Below are 14,726 nucleotides of genomic sequence, written 5' to 3'. Positions count from 1 at the left end.
ACATTATGCGCATATTTATGGCAGAGCAGGCGGACGGAGCACCGTATGCTTTCGCTCATGCAACCCCTGCCCACACCACACCGCCTCGCACTAAAACCGGCGAGTGCTGCACCCTACATCTGGTTGGCAGCCCTGATGTCGCTGGCGCTGTTCGGCATCGACACATGGTGGCCGCAGTTTGGATGGCTGGCGCGACCACTCATCTGGCTTGGGACCTTGTTCCATGAATTGGGCCATGGGATTGCAGCCATCATGGTGGGCGGCGAACTCGTGCAGTTGGCGATCTACCCGGACGGATCGGGCCTGGCGACCTATCAAGGCGTGTCTTCGACGATGGACCGCGCGCTGGTGGCAGCCGCAGGTCCTTTGGGCGCGCCGATCGCCGGCCTGCTGCTGTTCTTCTCGCTTGGGCATCGGCATGCCGCGCGCCTGGCTTTGGCAATGCTCGGCGCTGGTCTAGCGGTCGCCGTACTGCTCTGGGTACGCAATGCCTTCGCCTTGGGATTCATCGCTGCTCTGGCTCTCTGGCTGACAGGGGTGGCCTGGCGCGGCAGCGAGCGTGCCGTCTATTTGCTCAGCGCCTTCATTGCAGTAGAGATGAGCCTGTCGGCCTTTACCCGCATGGATTACCTGTTCACCGCAGGCGCGGCAACGGGTGCGGGCACCCTGCCCTCGGACACCGCCCAGATCGCCCAAGCCCTGGGTTTCAGTCACATCTTCTGGGGAGCAATGTTGGGGCTGGTTGCCTTGGGCGTGGTGGCAGTCGGCGCCTGGCGCGCCATGCGCCTTGGCAGGCTGCAGCCCTGATACAGCGCATGGTTGGAGCCAACGCTTCAGTCGGAGCGAACCGATCCGCGCTCAACCGCACCAATGGCACGACCATGGCGCACGGACTCGGATGAGCGCCTTCTGCGGCAGCGGCAGCAAACTCGCGATCATCCCTGAGCGGCACGCAGACGACGGGCGTCCTTGGGATCGATCAAGAGCGGCCGATAGACCTCGACGCGATCGCCATCGCGTAGCACACGATCGGCTGCCACTGGATGCGAGAAAATGCCCAGATCGGGAGCGGTTTCCGCGATGCCGGGGATGCGCGTACGGAAGCCCGAGGCCTCGAAGGCCTGGAGAGCAGTGCTGCCTGAAGGCAGTTCGACCTGAATTCTCCAAACCCGCTCGGGAAGCGCGTACACCACCTCGACGTGGATGCTGCCGGCGGAATGGCCAGAGGGAGGAGCCGCGTTGGGCCCTGCGAGCCGCGCATGCCCTGCCCCGTCCTCACCTTTCGACTCAGCCCCCACGCTGCGCCTCGCGCACGAAGTCATCGACCATGCGGTCGGCCAGGCCCTGAAAGCCAAGCGCCAAAGCGCTTCCCATCAGCCGGCCGGCTGTCTCGAAGTTGAGGTTCAATGCGACCTTGCTGGCGTCTTCCGCCAGCTGGGTAAAGATCCAGGAGCCACTGAGCCTCGTGAACGGACCTTCCACCAGCTGCAGCTCGATGCTCTGCGGCCGCAGCAGCCGGTTGCGGGTGGTGAAAGCGGTGCGCAGGCCACCCATCTTCAGCTCCAGCCGCGCCAGCATCTCGGTGTCACTGCGCTCCAGGATGCGCGCGCCCTCGCACCAGCCGAAGCGCTGCGGATAGCCCTCGACCTCATTCACGAGGTCGAACATGTGCGAAGCGGGCCGTCGCACGAGTGCGCTGCGGGCGATCTGGGTCATGGGGACGGATAAATGGCCGGACTGCGTGGGGCTCGCCGTGGCCGCCCACCTGCGCCACAATCGCGGGTTCGAGCGTGGGACCAGGCCATGAGCAAGAAGAAGAGCAAGGATAGCGGAAGCGGCACGATCGCCCTCAACAAGAAGGCGCGCTTCGAATTCAAGCTGGAGGACCGCTACGAGGCTGGTATCGAGCTGCAGGGCTGGGAGGTCAAGGCCCTGCGCGCGGGGCGCATCAGCTTCAATGAGAGCTATGCCATCGTCCGCGGTGGCGAGATATTCCTGTTCGGCGCGCAGATCACCCCGCTCAACTCGGCCTCCACGCATGTGCTGGCCGACGATCGCCGCACCCGCAAGCTGCTGCTGCACAAGCGCGAGATCAACAAGCTGATCGGCGCGGTCGAGCGCGAGGGCTATACGCTGATCCCCACCGCCCTGTACTGGAAGAACAACCGGGTGAAGTGTGAGATCGCGCTGGCCGAGGGCAAGAAGGAGCACGACAAGCGCGCCGCCACCAAGGAGCGCGACTGGCAGCGTGATAAGCAGCGGGTGATGCGCAGGCACAATCCCGCCGCCTGACGAGTCGTTCGATCGCGCTTGGGCTCAGACTGCGCAAGAGGGTCAGCAGGTAAGAAACGAACAACCTGAATCGCTCGGCACTTCGCTCCTTGTGGCCGGAGTGCGCGGCTCCATATACTGGCCTGGCGCGCGGCACCGGCTGATCGAAAGCCCGCCGCGCAGCAGCGACCCCGGGGGCGACCAGGCTTCGACGGGGGTGTGAAACCGGAGGTGCGTGTCGAGGGGGCAGCTTTCCTCGTTAATCCAGCGGCAAACAAGCTAGTTGCGAACGACGACAACTACGCACTCGCCGCCTAAATAGGCGAGTCCGACTCCCATCGGTGCCTGTAACGGTGGATCAGTCGGTCATATTTACGGGATCGTCCGAAGGCTGCTGTCTGACAGCCAAGGCCTAAAACTTCCAGACTGGTTCCGGGGTGCTCTTCGTGCGCTGTGTTGCCCCGGAACGAGACCTGACAACGCACTACACACGTAGGGCCAAAGATGTAATGCCTTCGGACGGGGGTTCGATTCCCCCCGCCTCCACCAACACCTCAAAGGGCCCGGATGATCTCCGGGCCCTTTCTTTTTGCTTGCCCGGGCACGGATGATCTCCGGGCCCTTTTTCTTGCCTGTGCTTGCCGTATCAGGCAGGGTTCGGCTCCGGCCGCATGCATGCACCACAGGGACGACAATGGCCAAGGCCAACGACAAGAACCACGCCGCCAGCCTCGGTTTTGAAGCCGAACTCTTCAAGGCCGCCGACAAGCTGCGCGGCAACATGGAGCCCAGCGACTACAAGCACGTCGCCCTGGGCCTGATCTTTCTGAAGTACATCTCTGACGCCTTCGAGGCCCGCCACGCCCAGCTGCTGGCCGAGGATCCGCAGGTCGCCGAAGACAAGGATGAGTACCTCGCTGACAACGTGTTCTGGGTGCCCAAGGACGCGCGCTGGTCGCATCTGAAGGCCAACGCCAAGCGCCCCGAAATCGGCACCCTGATCGACGACGCCATGCGCGCCATCGAAAAGGACAACGAGTCGCTGAAGGGCGTGCTGCCCAAGGACTACGCCCGCCCCGCGCTGAACAAGCTGATGCTCGGCGAACTGATCGACCTGATCTCGGGCATCGAGATGGGCCCGCCCACGACCTCGGAAGATACCGCGCCCGCCTCCCCTCTCCCCACGGGAGAGGGGCCGGGGGTGAGGGGCGACACAGAGCGAAGCAGCCGCTCCCACGACATCCTCGGCCGCGTCTACGAATACTTCCTGAGCCAGTTCGCCGGCGCCGAAGGCAAGCGCGGCGGCGAGTTCTACACCCCGCGCTCGGTGGTGCAGGTGCTGGTGCAGATGCTCGAACCCTACAGCGGGCGCGTCTACGACCCCTGCTGCGGCTCAGGCGGCATGTTCGTGCAGAGCGAGAAGTTCGTGCTGGAACACGGCGGGCGCATCGGCGACATCGCCATCTACGGCCAGGAGAGCAACTACACCACCTGGCGCCTGGCCAAGATGAACCTCGCCGTGCGCGGCATCGACAGCGACATCCGCTGGAACAACGAAGGCAGCTTCCACAAGGACGAACTGCGCGACCTGCGCTTCGACCACATCCTGGCCAACCCGCCCTTCAACATCTCCGACTGGGGCGGCGACCGCCTGCGCGAAGACCCGCGCTGGATCTTCGGCGTGCCGCCCGTGGGCAATGCCAACTACGCCTGGCTGCAGCACATCTACTGGCATCTCGCCCCGCAGGGCAGCGCCGGCGTGGTGCTGGCGAATGGCTCGATGAGCTCGAACCAGAGCGGCGAAGGCGAAATCCGCCGTGCCATGGTCGAAGCCGACGCCGTCGACTGCATGGTCGCCCTGCCCGGCCAACTGTTCTACTCGACGCAAATCCCCGCCTGCCTGTGGTTCCTCGCCCGAGACAAATCCGGCCGATCTCCCCTCTCCCCCCGTGGGAGAGGGGCCGGGGGAGAGGGGGCCGCACTACGCGACCGCCGCGGCCAAGTCCTGTTCATCGACGCCCGCAACATGGGCACCCTGGTCGACCGCACCCGGCGCGAACTCTCCGACGCCGACATCCAGCGGATCGCCGACACCTACCACGCGTGGCGCGGCGCCGGCTCTTCCCCCTCTCCCCTCGTGGGAGAGGGCCGGGGAGAGGGCCGGGGAGAGGGGGCGCACTCGCCCCACCCCTACCAAGACATCCCCGGCTTCTGCAAATCCGCCACGCTCAACGAAATCCGCAAGCACGGCCACGTACTCACTCCCGGCCGCTACGTCGGCAGTGAGGCCGCCGAGGACGACGGCGAAGCCTTCGCCGACAAGATGCAGCGGCTCAGCGCGCAGTGGCGCGAGCAGCAGCGGGAAGCGGCGCGGCTGGATGCGGCGATCGAGGCCAATCTCAGAGCGCTCGGGTATGGCGGCTGATCGCTACCAGGCCAGCGGCGCGCAAGGTGAGTGGCAGCCGGGTTCCGGCGAACAGGTGCTGCGCAACTTGCCAGGCGTTACGGACCCGGCGCAGATGGACGAGGTCGAGCTGCAGCTGCTGCTGCAGCTCTACGAGCACGTGCTGAGCGAAGAGCACTTTCCTGCGCGCCGCCTGAAAGCGGCCGATCTGAAGGAATGGCATCGCCTGTGGCTGGGCAATGTGTACGACTGGGCCGGCGAGGAACGCAGCGTCAACATCGCCAAGGGCGACTTCCACTTCGCGGCGGCGGCGCAGGTTCCGCGCCTGCTGACAGAGTTTGAGCGCGACTGCCTGCATCGCTACACGCCCTGCGACGGCCTGGGTGGCGACGCGCTGGCCGAGGCCATCGCGGTGTGTCATGTCGAGCTGATCCTCGTCCACCCCTTCCGCGAGGGCAACGGCCGACTCGCGCGCCTGCTGGCAGACGTGATGGCGGTACAGGCTGGGCGCGGCCCGCTCGACTACAGCGCCTGGGATGCCGACACGCCGGCCTACTTCGCCGCGATACAACGTGGCATGGGCAGGGACTACGCACCCATGCAGGAACTGGTCATCCGCGCGCTGGCGTCGGCGCAGGCTTGAGGGCGAGAGACAGATGAGGAAACGATTTCCGACCGCCGTGCAACATGGCCTCAATCGCGGCGATGCGCTGGCCGGTTTCGATAGCAGTGGAACTGGCCACGGCGCGAACAATGGCTTGGCGGCTGGGCGCTTTGTGCTGGATCTTGGCTTTCATGGGCGACGCGTCTTGAGAGCTGGGGTGAGTCTACCGAATTCGGCGCGGCTGGATGCGGCGATTGAGGCCAACCTGAGGGAGCTTGGGTATGGGGGGTGAGTGGAGGCGCACATCACTCGGTAAGTTCGTGACCCTTCAGCGTGGACATGATCTTCCGGACGAGAAGCGAAGGCCTGGCTGCACACCTGTCCTTGGATCCTTCGGTATCACCGGCTGGCATGACGAGGCAAAGGCTAGGGGCCCCGGCGTTACGGTCGGCCGAAGCGGCGCGTCCTTTGGGGTTGTGAGCTACACAAGCGCCGACTACTGGCCGCTCAACACCGCCCTCTACGTCATCGATTTCCACGGGAACGACGAACGCTTCGCGTATTACTTCCTCAAGCAGTTCGACTTCACCGGCTACAACTCGGGAAGCGCCCAGCCGTCACTCAACCGGAATTTCATCCATCCGGTGCCGGTCGATATTCCACCGGTGGTCGAACAACGCGCCATCGCCCACATCCTCGGGACGCTGGACGACAAGATCGAACTCAACCGCCGCCGGAACCAGACCCTGGAGGCCATGGCCCGCGCCCTGTTCAAGGACTGGTTCGTCGACTTCGGCCCCGTCCGCGCCAAGATGGAAGGCCGCGAACCCTACCTCCCTGCCGACCTCTGGCAGCTCTTCCCCGACCGCCTTGATGACGAAGGAAAGCCCGATGGTTGGAGTTCTGTTCGCCTTGACGATGCGCTTGTATTGCAGAGAGGATTTGATCTCCCTGCCTCTTCGCGAACGCAAGGCCCGTATCCAGTCGTGGCAGCGAGTGGCATCAACGGCTATCACGACAAGTACATGGTCAAAGGGCCGGGAGTCACCACCGGAAGAAGTGGCGTGCTCGGCCGGGTCTTCCTGATCGATGGTGATTTTTGGCCGCTCAACACCTCGTTGTGGGTCAAAGAGTTCAAGAGAGTTTCTCCATACTACGCATTCGAGCTACTTCGCGGCCTGGATTTCGAGATGTTCAATGCGGGATCCGCAGTGCCGACGCTCAACCGAAATCATGTCCACAACTTGCAGATCATCGCTCCTCCTTCGAGACTGATCGACGCTTTCGATGCACAATTAATGCCGATGCGTAAGGCGCAGAAGAAGAACGAAGATGAATGCAGCTCTCTCGCCAACCTCCGCGACACCCTGCTCCCCAAACTGATCTCCGGCGAACTGCGAATCAGTGATGCCGAGACCTTCCGTGAGCGCGTGACATGACCACGCCCGAACAGGTCGACCTCTGGCGCCGGGCGCCCTCTGAAAACCAGCGACTGGAGTTCAAGGAGGCAAAGAACCAGTTCGACTTCGGCAAGTTGCAGCAATACTGCGTGGCGTTGGCCAACGAGGGCGGCGGAACCCTGCTACTGGGCGTTGCCGACAAACCGCCACGGCCGGTGGTCGGCAGTCAGGCCTTTCCGGATGCGGTCAGAACCGCGCAGGACCTGTTCCACGCCATCGGCTTTCGCGTCGATGTGGAGGCGGTCGCGCACTCCGAGGGGCGCGTCGTGGTGTTCCACATTCCCTCGCGTCCGCGCGGCACGGCCTGGCACCTGGACGGCAAGTACCTGATGCGCGCCGGCGAGGCGCTGGTGCCGATGAGCGAGGACCAGTTGCGGCGCATCTTCGCTGAGGGCGAGCCGGATTGGCTGGAGGAGCACACCATCGCCGGGGCGGATGCGCAGCAAGTGGTGGAACTGCTCGACGTACAGACCTTCTTCGAGCTGCTGAAGCTGCCCTACCCGACCGATCGCAACGGCGTGATCGACCGCCTGCTGCGCGAACGGCTGATCGACGATCAAGGCGGGCGCTATGCCGTGCGCCGCCTGGGTGCACTGTTGCTGGCGCGTCGGCTGGACGATTTTCCCGAGCTGGCCCGCAAGGCGCCGCGGGTGGTGGTCTATACCGGCAACAGCAAGCTGGAGACGCGGCTGGACCAGACCGGCAGCAAAGGCTACGCGGTGGGCTTCCAAGGGCTGGTGCAGTTCGTGATGGGCCAGTTGCCCCAAAACGAGGTCATCAAAGATGCACTGCGCAAAGCCGTCAAGCTGGTGCCCGAGGTGGTGGTGCGCGAGCTGACCGCCAATACGCTGGTCCATCAGGACTTCGCCGTGGGCGGTGCCTCGGTGATGATCGAGGTGTATGCCAATCGGGTGGAGTTCTCCAACCCCGGCGAGCCGATCGTGCCGGTGGAACGTTTCATCGACGGCTACCAGTCGCGCAATGAGCGCTTGGCCGATCTGATGCGCCGCTTCGGCATCTGCGAGGAAAAAAGTAGCGGTATCGACCGGGTAATCCAGGCGGCTGAGCTGTACCAGCTGCCAGCGCCGGATTTCCGTGCCGCGCACCGCCGCACGGTAGTGACCTTGTACGGACCGAAGCCCTTCGAGGAGATGGACCGCAACGACCGGGTGCGCGCCTGCTACCAACATTGCGCGCTGAAATGGGTGATGGCGGAGAAGATGACCAACCAGTCGCTGCGCGAGCGTTTTCACCTTGGCGAAGACAAGGCGGCCATCGCCTCACAGATCATCGCGGCGGCGATCGAGGCCGGACAGATCAAGGCGGACGAGTCGGTCGGCAAGTCCCGCAAGTTCGCCCGATACGTGCCGTTTTGGGCATGACCGTCATTTAAGCCCATGCCGCCAGGACGCTGAGCGGACGGAGAATTATCTAGTGAAAACATACGGTTGCTTATTTAAGGCTTTCCTGCAGCGCGCAGCAAAATGACCCAAATCCCCGCCACTCCCAAGCGGTTGACCCGGGCGCGCGAGCGCGCCGGGCTTGACGCACGCGCGCTGTCGGCGTGGCGGTCTCTGTGCCGGTGCGGCAATGCCCGGGGAGGAAGCGCGTGACCAAGCGCTACTCCCCACCCTTCCAGCTCACCCACCGCATGACCGAGGCGATGACCGGCATCGCCGAGCTGCTGGGCGCGTGGAAGGCAGTGAACGCAGACGCCCTGCGGCCGGAGCTGCGGCGCGGCAACCGCATCCGCAGCATCCAGGCCTCGCTGGCGGTCGAGCAGAACACCTTGACGCTGGAGCAGGTCACCGCGGTGCTGGAGGGTAGGCCCGTGTTTGGCTCACCGCGCGAGATCCAGGAGGTGCGCAACGCCTTTGCCGCCTACGAGTCGATGGGCCAGTGGCAGCCGGAGCGTGTGGAGGATCTGCTGGCCGCGCATGCCGTGATGATGGCGGCCTTGGTGGACGATGCCGGGCAGTGGCGACGCGGTGGCGTGGGCGTGATGGCGGGCGACAAGGTCGTGCACATGGCACCCCCGGCCAGCCAGGTGCCGCGCCTGATGCAGGAGCTGCTGCACTGGCTGGCGAACACGGAAGCGCACCCTCTGATTGCCTCGGCCGCCTTCCACTATGAGTTCGAGTTCATTCACCCGTTCAGCGATGGCAACGGGCGCATGGGGCGGCTGTGGCAGAGCCTGATCCTGAGCCGCTGGCAGCCCGTGCTGGCCTACCTGCCGGTAGAGACCGTGATCAAGCAGCGCCAGCAGGCCTACTACGACCAGCTGGCGGCGGCCGATGCGCGGGCCGACTGCTCAGGGTTCATCGAGTTCATCCTGACCGCGATCGAAGAGAGCCTGCGGGAAGCCATCCGGCCGCTGCAGGGCCACGAAACGCCGGGGGAAACGCGGGTGAAAACGCCGGGGAAAACACCCGAGCGCATTCTGGCCCTGCTTGCCGACGACCCTGCCCTGTCGATTCCCGAGCTGGCGCAACACATCGGCAAGTCCGAGAGCGCCATCGAGCGCGCCATCCGCAAGCTGCGCGAAGCAGGTCGGCTGCAGCGCATCGGGCCAGACAAGGGCGGCCACTGGCACGTGCTCGCCCCGGACATACCAAAGGACACTCGCTGATGGCCTTTCTCTCCGAAGCCCAACTCGAAGCCGCGCTGCTGCAGCAGCTCAGCGCACTGGGCTACGCCGTCGCTTCGGATGAGCTCATCGGTCCCGACGGCAAGCAGCCGGAGCGCGAGGCCTACGACGAAGTGCTGCTGAGCGCGCGCCTGCGTGCGGCGGTGGCGCGCTTGAACCCCAGCTTGCCGCCCGAGGCTCTTGCCGATGCCGTCCGGCAGCTGACGCAGTCGGAGTTCCCTGCCCTGCTGGAGGAAAACCGCCGCATCCATCGTCTGCTGACTGAAGGCGCAGACGTGGAGTACTACGCCGAGGACGGCACCTTGAGCGCCGGCAAGGTGCGGCTGATCGACTTCGAGCGCCCGGACAACAACGACTGGCTGGCGGTGCAGCAGCTGACCGTGGTGGCCGGCCCCAACAAGCGCCGGCCGGATGTCGTGGTGTTCGTCAACGGTCTGCCGCTGGCGGTGCTGGAGTTGAAGGCCCCGGGTGGGGAGAGCGCGACGCTTCTTGGCGCGTTCAACCAGCTGCAGACCTACAAGCAGCAGGTGCCGGCACTGTTCCGCAGCAATGCGCTGCTGGTGACCTCCGACGGGCTGTCGGCGCGGGTGGGCTCGCTGTCGGCGGATTTCGAGCGCTTCATGCCCTGGCGCACCACCGATGGCGCGCGCATCGAGCCCAAAGGCAGCCCCGAGATGGCCACGCTGGTCGAAGGCGTGTTCGAGCGAGGGCGCTTTCTGGATCTGCTGCGCCACTTCACCGTGTTCGGCGAAGCCAGCAGCGGGCTGATCAAGATCATCGCCGGCTACCACCAGTTCCACGCGGTCAAGCGCGCGGTGGCCTCGACGCTGCGGGCCAGCCGAGCGAAATGGCAGGCCGAAGACCCGGCCCTGTACGGCCTGCCGAGCGTCAAGGACCAGCCCGCAGGCGACCGCAAGGCGGGCGTGATCTGGCACACCCAGGGCTCCGGCAAGAGCCTGCTGATGGCGTTCTATGCCGGCCTGCTGGTGCTGGAGCCGCGCATGGCCAACCCCACCCTGGTGGTGTTGACCGACCGCAACGATCTCGACGACCAGCTCTTCGCCACCTTCGCGATGTGCCGCGATCTGCTGCGGCAGACGCCGGTGCAGGCGCAGGATCGCGAGCATCTGCGCAGCCTGCTTTCGCGTGCGTCGGGCGGGGTGATCTTTACCACGCTGCAGAAGTTCTCGCCGGCGGCGGATGAGGCGGACTTCCCGATGCTCACCAACCGCGCCAACGTCGTGGTGATCGCCGACGAGGCGCACCGCAGCCAGTACGGATTCAAGGCGAAGGTGGCCGGCAAGACCGGTGAGATCGCCTACGGCTTTGCCAAGTACCTGCGCGATGCCCTGCCCCAGGCTTCGTTCATCGGCTTCACCGGCACGCCGATCGAGGCCAGCGACGTCAACACGCCGGCGGTGTTCGGCCACTACATCGACATCTACGACATCAGCCGCGCAGTGGAAGACGGCGCCACCGTGCCGATCTACTACGAGTCGAGGCTGGCCCGCATCGAACTGGACGCCGACCAACGGCCGCACATCGATGCCGAGATCGAAGCCCTGCTGGAAGACGAGGACGAACCCAGGGCCGAGCGCGTCAAGCAGAAATGGAGCACGGTCGAAGCCCTAGTCGGCAGCGAGAAGCGACTGGCGCTGGTGGCTGCCGATCTGGTGCAGCACTTCGAGGATCGCGTAGCCGCGCTGCAGGGCAAGGCCATGGTGGTGTGCATGAGCCGACGCATCTGTGTGGCCCTGTACGAGGAGATCATCAAGCTGCGGCCCGACTGGCACAGCCCTGACGACAACGCCGGCAGCCTCAAGATCGTGATGACTGGTGCGGCGTCGGACCCGGTTGAGTGGCAGCAGCACATCGGCAACAAGGCGCGGCGCGATCTGTTGGCCAAGCGTGCGCGCGAGCCGAAGGACGCGCTCAAGCTGGTCATCGTGCGCGACATGTGGCTGACCGGCTTCGACGCGCCGAGCATGCACACCATGTACATCGACAAGCCGATGCGCGGCCACGGCCTGATGCAGGCCATCGCCCGCGTCAACCGTGTGTTTCGCGACAAGCCGGCGGGCCTGATCGTGGACTACATCGGCATCGCCCAGAACCTGAAATCCGCGCTGGCCCAGTACTCGAAGCCCGACCAGGACAAGACCGGCATTGATGAGGCGCAAGCGGTGGCGGTGCTGCTGGAAAAGTACGAGATCGTGGGCGCCATGTTCCATGGCTTCGAATACCGCTCAGCCTTGAGCGGCACGCCCGGCGAACGGCTGACCATGATGGCTGGCGCCATCGAGTGGATACTCGACAAGCAGCAGCAGTGGGCGGCTGCCGAGCAGACGCTTGAGGGCAAGAAGCAGGCCCAGCGGCGCTTCGCCGATGGCGTGCTGGCGCTGTCGAAAGCCTTCGCCCTGGCTGCGAGCTCGGATGAGGCGCGCGGCATCCGCGAGGAGGTCGGCTTCTTCCAGGCGATTCGCGCGGCCCTCGTCAAGTCGTCGGCGGGCCCGGGCCTTGCCCGGCAGGATCGTGAGCTGGCCATCCAGCAGATCGTCAGCCGTGCGGTGGTGTCCACCGAGATCGTCGACATTCTTGCGGCGGCCGGCATCCAGACGCCGGATCTCTCGATCCTCTCCGACGAGTTTCTGCTCGAAGTGCAGCAGATGGAGAAGAAGAACCTGGCGCTCGAAGCGCTGCGCAAGCTGCTCAATGACAGCATCCGCTCGCGCACGCGCACCAATGTGGTCGAGACGCGCGCGTTCTCGCAGCGTCTGGAAGACGCCATCGCCCGCTACCACGCCAACGCCATCACCACCGCCGAGGTGCTGCAGGAGCTGATCCGACTGGCCCGAGACATTCGCGCGGCGCGCAGTCGCGGCGAGGAGCAGGGCTTGTCGGACGACGAGATCGCCTTCTACGACGCGCTGGCGGAAAACGCGTCCGCGGTGGAAGTGATGGGCGATGACAAGCTGCGGGTGATCGCCCATGAGCTGCTGGTCTCGCTGCGTGAGAATGTCGCCGTCGATTGGGCGCACCGCGAGTCGGCCCGCGCCCGGCTGCGCGTGCTGGTCAAGCGCATCCTGCGCAAGTACGGCTACCCGCCCGACCTGCAGGACGCCGCAGTGCAGACCGTGTTGCAGCAGGCCGAGGTGCTGTCGGCGTCTTGGCTGCCGGGGCATGCGGGCCGGTAAGTTGTCTGGCCGGGCATGCTCTTCGCCGACTCCAGTTAGCACGCTTTGACCAGCGGCGAACGACCCGCACATCATCACAAGAAGCGAGAACCTGACCGTGTCATCGAAACGCAGCGCACCCAGTTGGTCCGACCTCAAGGTCAAACTCGCAGACCTCGATCGCGCCGAACTCATCGGCCTGGTGCAGGCTCTGTATGCCGCCAATCGCGACAATCAGGCCTTCCTGCATGCTCGTTTCGCACTGGGCGAGGATGTGCTGAAGCCCTACAAGGCCACTATCGACCGCTGGCTCTGGCCGGACTATCGCAAGAAGCAGGACACGTCGGTGGCCAAGGCGAAAAAAGCCATTACGGACTACAAGAGGGCCGTAGGCCAAGCGGAAGGGCTGGCTGAGTTGATGGTGTTCTACTGCGAACGGGCGACCGGCTTCGCCAAGGAGGTGGGCCTGCAGGAGGAAGGCTATGCGGATGCTCTTGTGCGCATGTTTGCGCAGGCAATCAAGGCTGTTGAGGGCCTTCCCCAGCCGCCGCACTCCGACCTGTGGGACCGCCTCGATGCCGTCAGCCGCAGCAGTCGCGGCCTGGCCTTCGATCTCGGCACCGAGTTGGGCTTTCTAATGGCTGAAAGCGCGAAGCGCTGAATCTCGGCATGCAGCACACCACCCTCACCACCCTCCGCGACCGTCACCCCGCCTGGCGCCTGCTGGCCTCGAAGCATGCGCCGCTGGTGGCGAGTTTCCTGCACCGCGCGTTCGTGGCGCCGAATGTGCGGGTGATGAGCGAAGCCGATCTCGCCGAGTCGCTGGAGGACGAGCTGTTCGCCCTGCGCGAGCAGTACGGGCAGGAGGCCTACCCCAAGGCGGCGCTGGAGTATCTGAACGACTGGGCGACGCCGGACAAGGCCTGGCTACGCAAGTTCTACAAGCCGGGCACGGACGAGGCGCAGTTCGATTTGACGCCGGCCACCGAGAAGGCCATCGCCTGGCTGCAGTCGCTGACCGAGCGTGCGTTCGTCGGCACCGAGTCGCGCCTGCTCACCCTGTTCGCGCTGCTGGAGCAGATCAGCGCGGGCACCGAGGTCGACCCGGTGAAACGCGTGGAAGAGCTGCGCCGCAAGCGCGCCGAGATCGATGCCGAGATCGCCCGCGTCGAAGCCGGCGATGTGGCGATGATGGACGACACCGCGGTGCGCGATCGCTTCCAGCAGTTCCAGCAATTGGCGCGCGAGCTCTTGGCCGACTTACGCGAGGTGGAGCACAACTTCCGTCTGCTCGATCGCAAGGTACGCGAGAAGATCGCGCTGTGGGAGGGCTCAAAGGGCGCCCTGCTCGACGAGATCATGGGCGAGCGCGATGCGATCGGTGATTCCGACCAGGGCCGCAGCTTCCGCGCCTTCTGGGATTTCCTGATGTCCAGCCGTCGCCAGGAGGAGCTGTCGCAGCGTCTGGATACCGTGCTGGCGCTGCCGGCGGTCAGCGAGCTGAAGCCCGAGCCGCGCACGCGTCGCGTGCACCACGACTGGCTGGAAGCCGGAGAGCATACGCAGCGCACGGTGGCCCAGCTCTCCCAGCAGCTGCGCCGCTTTCTGGACGACCGCGCCTTCCTGGAGAATCGCCGCATTCTCGATCTGCTGCACGGCATCGAGAGCAAGGCGCTCGGCCTGCGCGAGGCCACGCCCTCCGGCATCGTGATGCACATCGACGACATGGGCGCAGAGATCGAGCTGCCGCTGGAGCGTCCGCTGTTCACGACCAGCGTCAAGCCGCGTCTCGCCGCGCTGGCGCTGGAGCTGGGCGAGGACGAGGTCGACACTCGGCGTCTGTTCGATCAGATCGTGGTCGACAAGACGCGCCTGCGCTCCACCCTGCAGCGCGCCCTGCGCCAGCAGTCGCAGATCAGCCTGCGCGAGCTGCTCGACGGCGCGCCCCTGCAGCAGGGTTTGGCGGAACTGGTGGCCTATCTGGAGCTGGCCCACGCCGACAGCAGCGGCGACACTCTCGATGGCCTGCGCGCGCTCGTGGATGAGACGGTGAACGAGCCGATCCGCTGGCAGGCCACCAATGCAGCCGGCGAGGCAGTGACGCGCGAGGCGCTCCTGCCGCGCGTGATCTTTGCGCGCTCACCACAATGAGCAGCGCGAACGGGAA

13 protein-coding genes and 1 other RNA gene are annotated in these 14,726 nt (G+C 65.3%); 11 read left to right on the top strand and 3 right to left on the bottom strand.

The features are described from left to right. The first annotated feature begins 45 nt into the window (after positions 1-45). Positions 46-807, top strand: a complete 762-nt coding sequence (locus BLP83_RS03825) for a M50 family metallopeptidase (protein ID WP_091239030.1) — start codon at positions 46-48, stop codon at positions 805-807. Between the two features lie 128 nt (positions 808-935). Here BLP83_RS03825 and BLP83_RS03820 read toward each other — a convergent pair whose 3' ends face one another. Together BLP83_RS03820 and BLP83_RS03815 are read right to left on the bottom strand one after the other, a co-directional pair. Next, entirely contained in the window at positions 936-1,205 is a 270-nt protein-coding gene (locus BLP83_RS03820; RefSeq protein ID WP_281187100.1) for an RnfH family protein, read from the bottom strand. An 82-nt stretch (positions 1,206-1,287) separates the two neighbouring features. Next, positions 1,288-1,716 (bottom strand): type II toxin-antitoxin system RatA family toxin, encoded by a 429-nt coding sequence (locus tag BLP83_RS03815; RefSeq protein ID WP_091239025.1) that lies wholly within the window; start codon positions 1,714-1,716, stop codon positions 1,288-1,290. Between the two features lie 87 nt (positions 1,717-1,803). On the opposite strand from BLP83_RS03815, the gene smpB reads away from it, so the two are divergent. From smpB to BLP83_RS03795, 4 genes are all read left to right on the top strand, one after another. Continuing rightward, positions 1,804-2,292 (top strand): SsrA-binding protein SmpB, encoded by a 489-nt coding sequence (gene smpB / locus BLP83_RS03810; protein ID WP_091239024.1) that lies wholly within the window; start codon positions 1,804-1,806, stop codon positions 2,290-2,292. A 172-nt stretch (positions 2,293-2,464) separates the two neighbouring features. Next, positions 2,465-2,820: a transfer-messenger RNA gene (gene ssrA, locus BLP83_RS03805) on the top strand. Positions 2,821-2,965: 145 nt separating this feature from the next. After that, on the top strand, positions 2,966-4,696 hold the full coding sequence (locus BLP83_RS03800; RefSeq protein ID WP_091239021.1) for a class I SAM-dependent DNA methyltransferase: 1,731 nt from the start codon (positions 2,966-2,968) through the stop codon (positions 4,694-4,696). Beyond that, positions 4,686-5,318 (top strand): Fic/DOC family protein, encoded by a 633-nt coding sequence (locus BLP83_RS03795; RefSeq protein ID WP_091239019.1) that lies wholly within the window; start codon positions 4,686-4,688, stop codon positions 5,316-5,318. Before BLP83_RS03800 ends, BLP83_RS03795 begins: the two co-directional genes overlap by 11 nt. Here BLP83_RS03795 and BLP83_RS03790 read toward each other — a convergent pair. Further along, positions 5,287-5,472, bottom strand: a complete 186-nt coding sequence (locus BLP83_RS03790; RefSeq protein WP_091239017.1) for a hypothetical protein — start codon at positions 5,470-5,472, stop codon at positions 5,287-5,289. The genes BLP83_RS03795 and BLP83_RS03790 overlap by 32 nt on opposite strands. Positions 5,473-5,599: 127 nt before the next feature. Here BLP83_RS03790 and BLP83_RS03785 point away from each other — a divergent pair, with 127 nt between their 5' ends. The 6 genes from BLP83_RS03785 (at position 5,600) to BLP83_RS03760 (ending at position 14,710) form a co-directional block, all read left to right on the top strand. Then, a complete protein-coding gene (locus tag BLP83_RS03785; protein WP_218121175.1) occupies positions 5,600-6,718 on the top strand; it encodes a restriction endonuclease subunit S in 1,119 nt (372 codons plus the stop codon). Next, a complete protein-coding gene (locus tag BLP83_RS03780) occupies positions 6,715-8,121 on the top strand; it encodes an ATP-binding protein (RefSeq protein WP_091239011.1) in 1,407 nt (468 codons plus the stop codon). Before BLP83_RS03785 ends, BLP83_RS03780 begins: the two co-directional genes overlap by 4 nt. Before the next feature lie 227 nt (positions 8,122-8,348). Further along, positions 8,349-9,368 carry a Fic family protein gene (locus BLP83_RS03775; RefSeq protein WP_218121174.1) on the top strand — a complete coding sequence of 340 codons (1,020 nt, stop codon included), beginning with the start codon at positions 8,349-8,351 and terminating at the stop codon, positions 9,366-9,368. Beyond that, positions 9,368-12,580, top strand: coding sequence for a type I restriction endonuclease subunit R (locus BLP83_RS03770; RefSeq protein ID WP_091239007.1), 3,213 nt, complete (start codon positions 9,368-9,370; stop codon positions 12,578-12,580). Before BLP83_RS03775 ends, BLP83_RS03770 begins: the two co-directional genes overlap by 1 nt. Before the next feature lie 97 nt (positions 12,581-12,677). Continuing rightward, positions 12,678-13,220, top strand: a complete 543-nt coding sequence (locus BLP83_RS03765) for a hypothetical protein (protein ID WP_218121173.1) — start codon at positions 12,678-12,680, stop codon at positions 13,218-13,220. Positions 13,221-13,228: 8 nt separating this feature from the next. Beyond that, positions 13,229-14,710 carry a DUF3375 domain-containing protein gene (locus BLP83_RS03760; protein ID WP_091239000.1) on the top strand — a complete coding sequence of 494 codons (1,482 nt, stop codon included), beginning with the start codon at positions 13,229-13,231 and terminating at the stop codon, positions 14,708-14,710. Positions 14,711-14,726 lie beyond the last annotated feature (16 nt).

It is taken from the genome of Aquimonas voraii (assembly GCF_900101825.1).
Lineage (GTDB): Bacteria > Pseudomonadota > Gammaproteobacteria > Xanthomonadales > Xanthomonadaceae > Aquimonas > Aquimonas voraii.
The sequence above is the reverse complement of the archived record's forward strand: the minus strand, read 5'-3'. Positions and strand labels throughout refer to the sequence as shown.

Coding starts and splice junctions, on each gene's coding strand:
- BLP83_RS03790 (WP_091239017.1), bottom strand. CDS start 5,472: ATGAAAGCCAAGATCCAGCACAAAGCGCCCAGCCGCCAAGCCATTGTT.
- BLP83_RS03760 (WP_091239000.1), top strand. CDS start 13,229: ATGCAGCACACCACCCTCACCACCCTCCGCGACCGTCACCCCGCCTGG.
- BLP83_RS03800 (WP_091239021.1), top strand. CDS start 2,966: ATGGCCAAGGCCAACGACAAGAACCACGCCGCCAGCCTCGGTTTTGAA.
- BLP83_RS03770 (WP_091239007.1), top strand. CDS start 9,368: ATGGCCTTTCTCTCCGAAGCCCAACTCGAAGCCGCGCTGCTGCAGCAG.
- smpB (WP_091239024.1), top strand. CDS start 1,804: ATGAGCAAGAAGAAGAGCAAGGATAGCGGAAGCGGCACGATCGCCCTC.
- BLP83_RS03780 (WP_091239011.1), top strand. CDS start 6,715: ATGACCACGCCCGAACAGGTCGACCTCTGGCGCCGGGCGCCCTCTGAA.
- BLP83_RS03815 (WP_091239025.1), bottom strand. CDS start 1,716: ATGACCCAGATCGCCCGCAGCGCACTCGTGCGACGGCCCGCTTCGCAC.
- BLP83_RS03825 (WP_091239030.1), top strand. CDS start 46: ATGCTTTCGCTCATGCAACCCCTGCCCACACCACACCGCCTCGCACTA.
- BLP83_RS03795 (WP_091239019.1), top strand. CDS start 4,686: ATGGCGGCTGATCGCTACCAGGCCAGCGGCGCGCAAGGTGAGTGGCAG.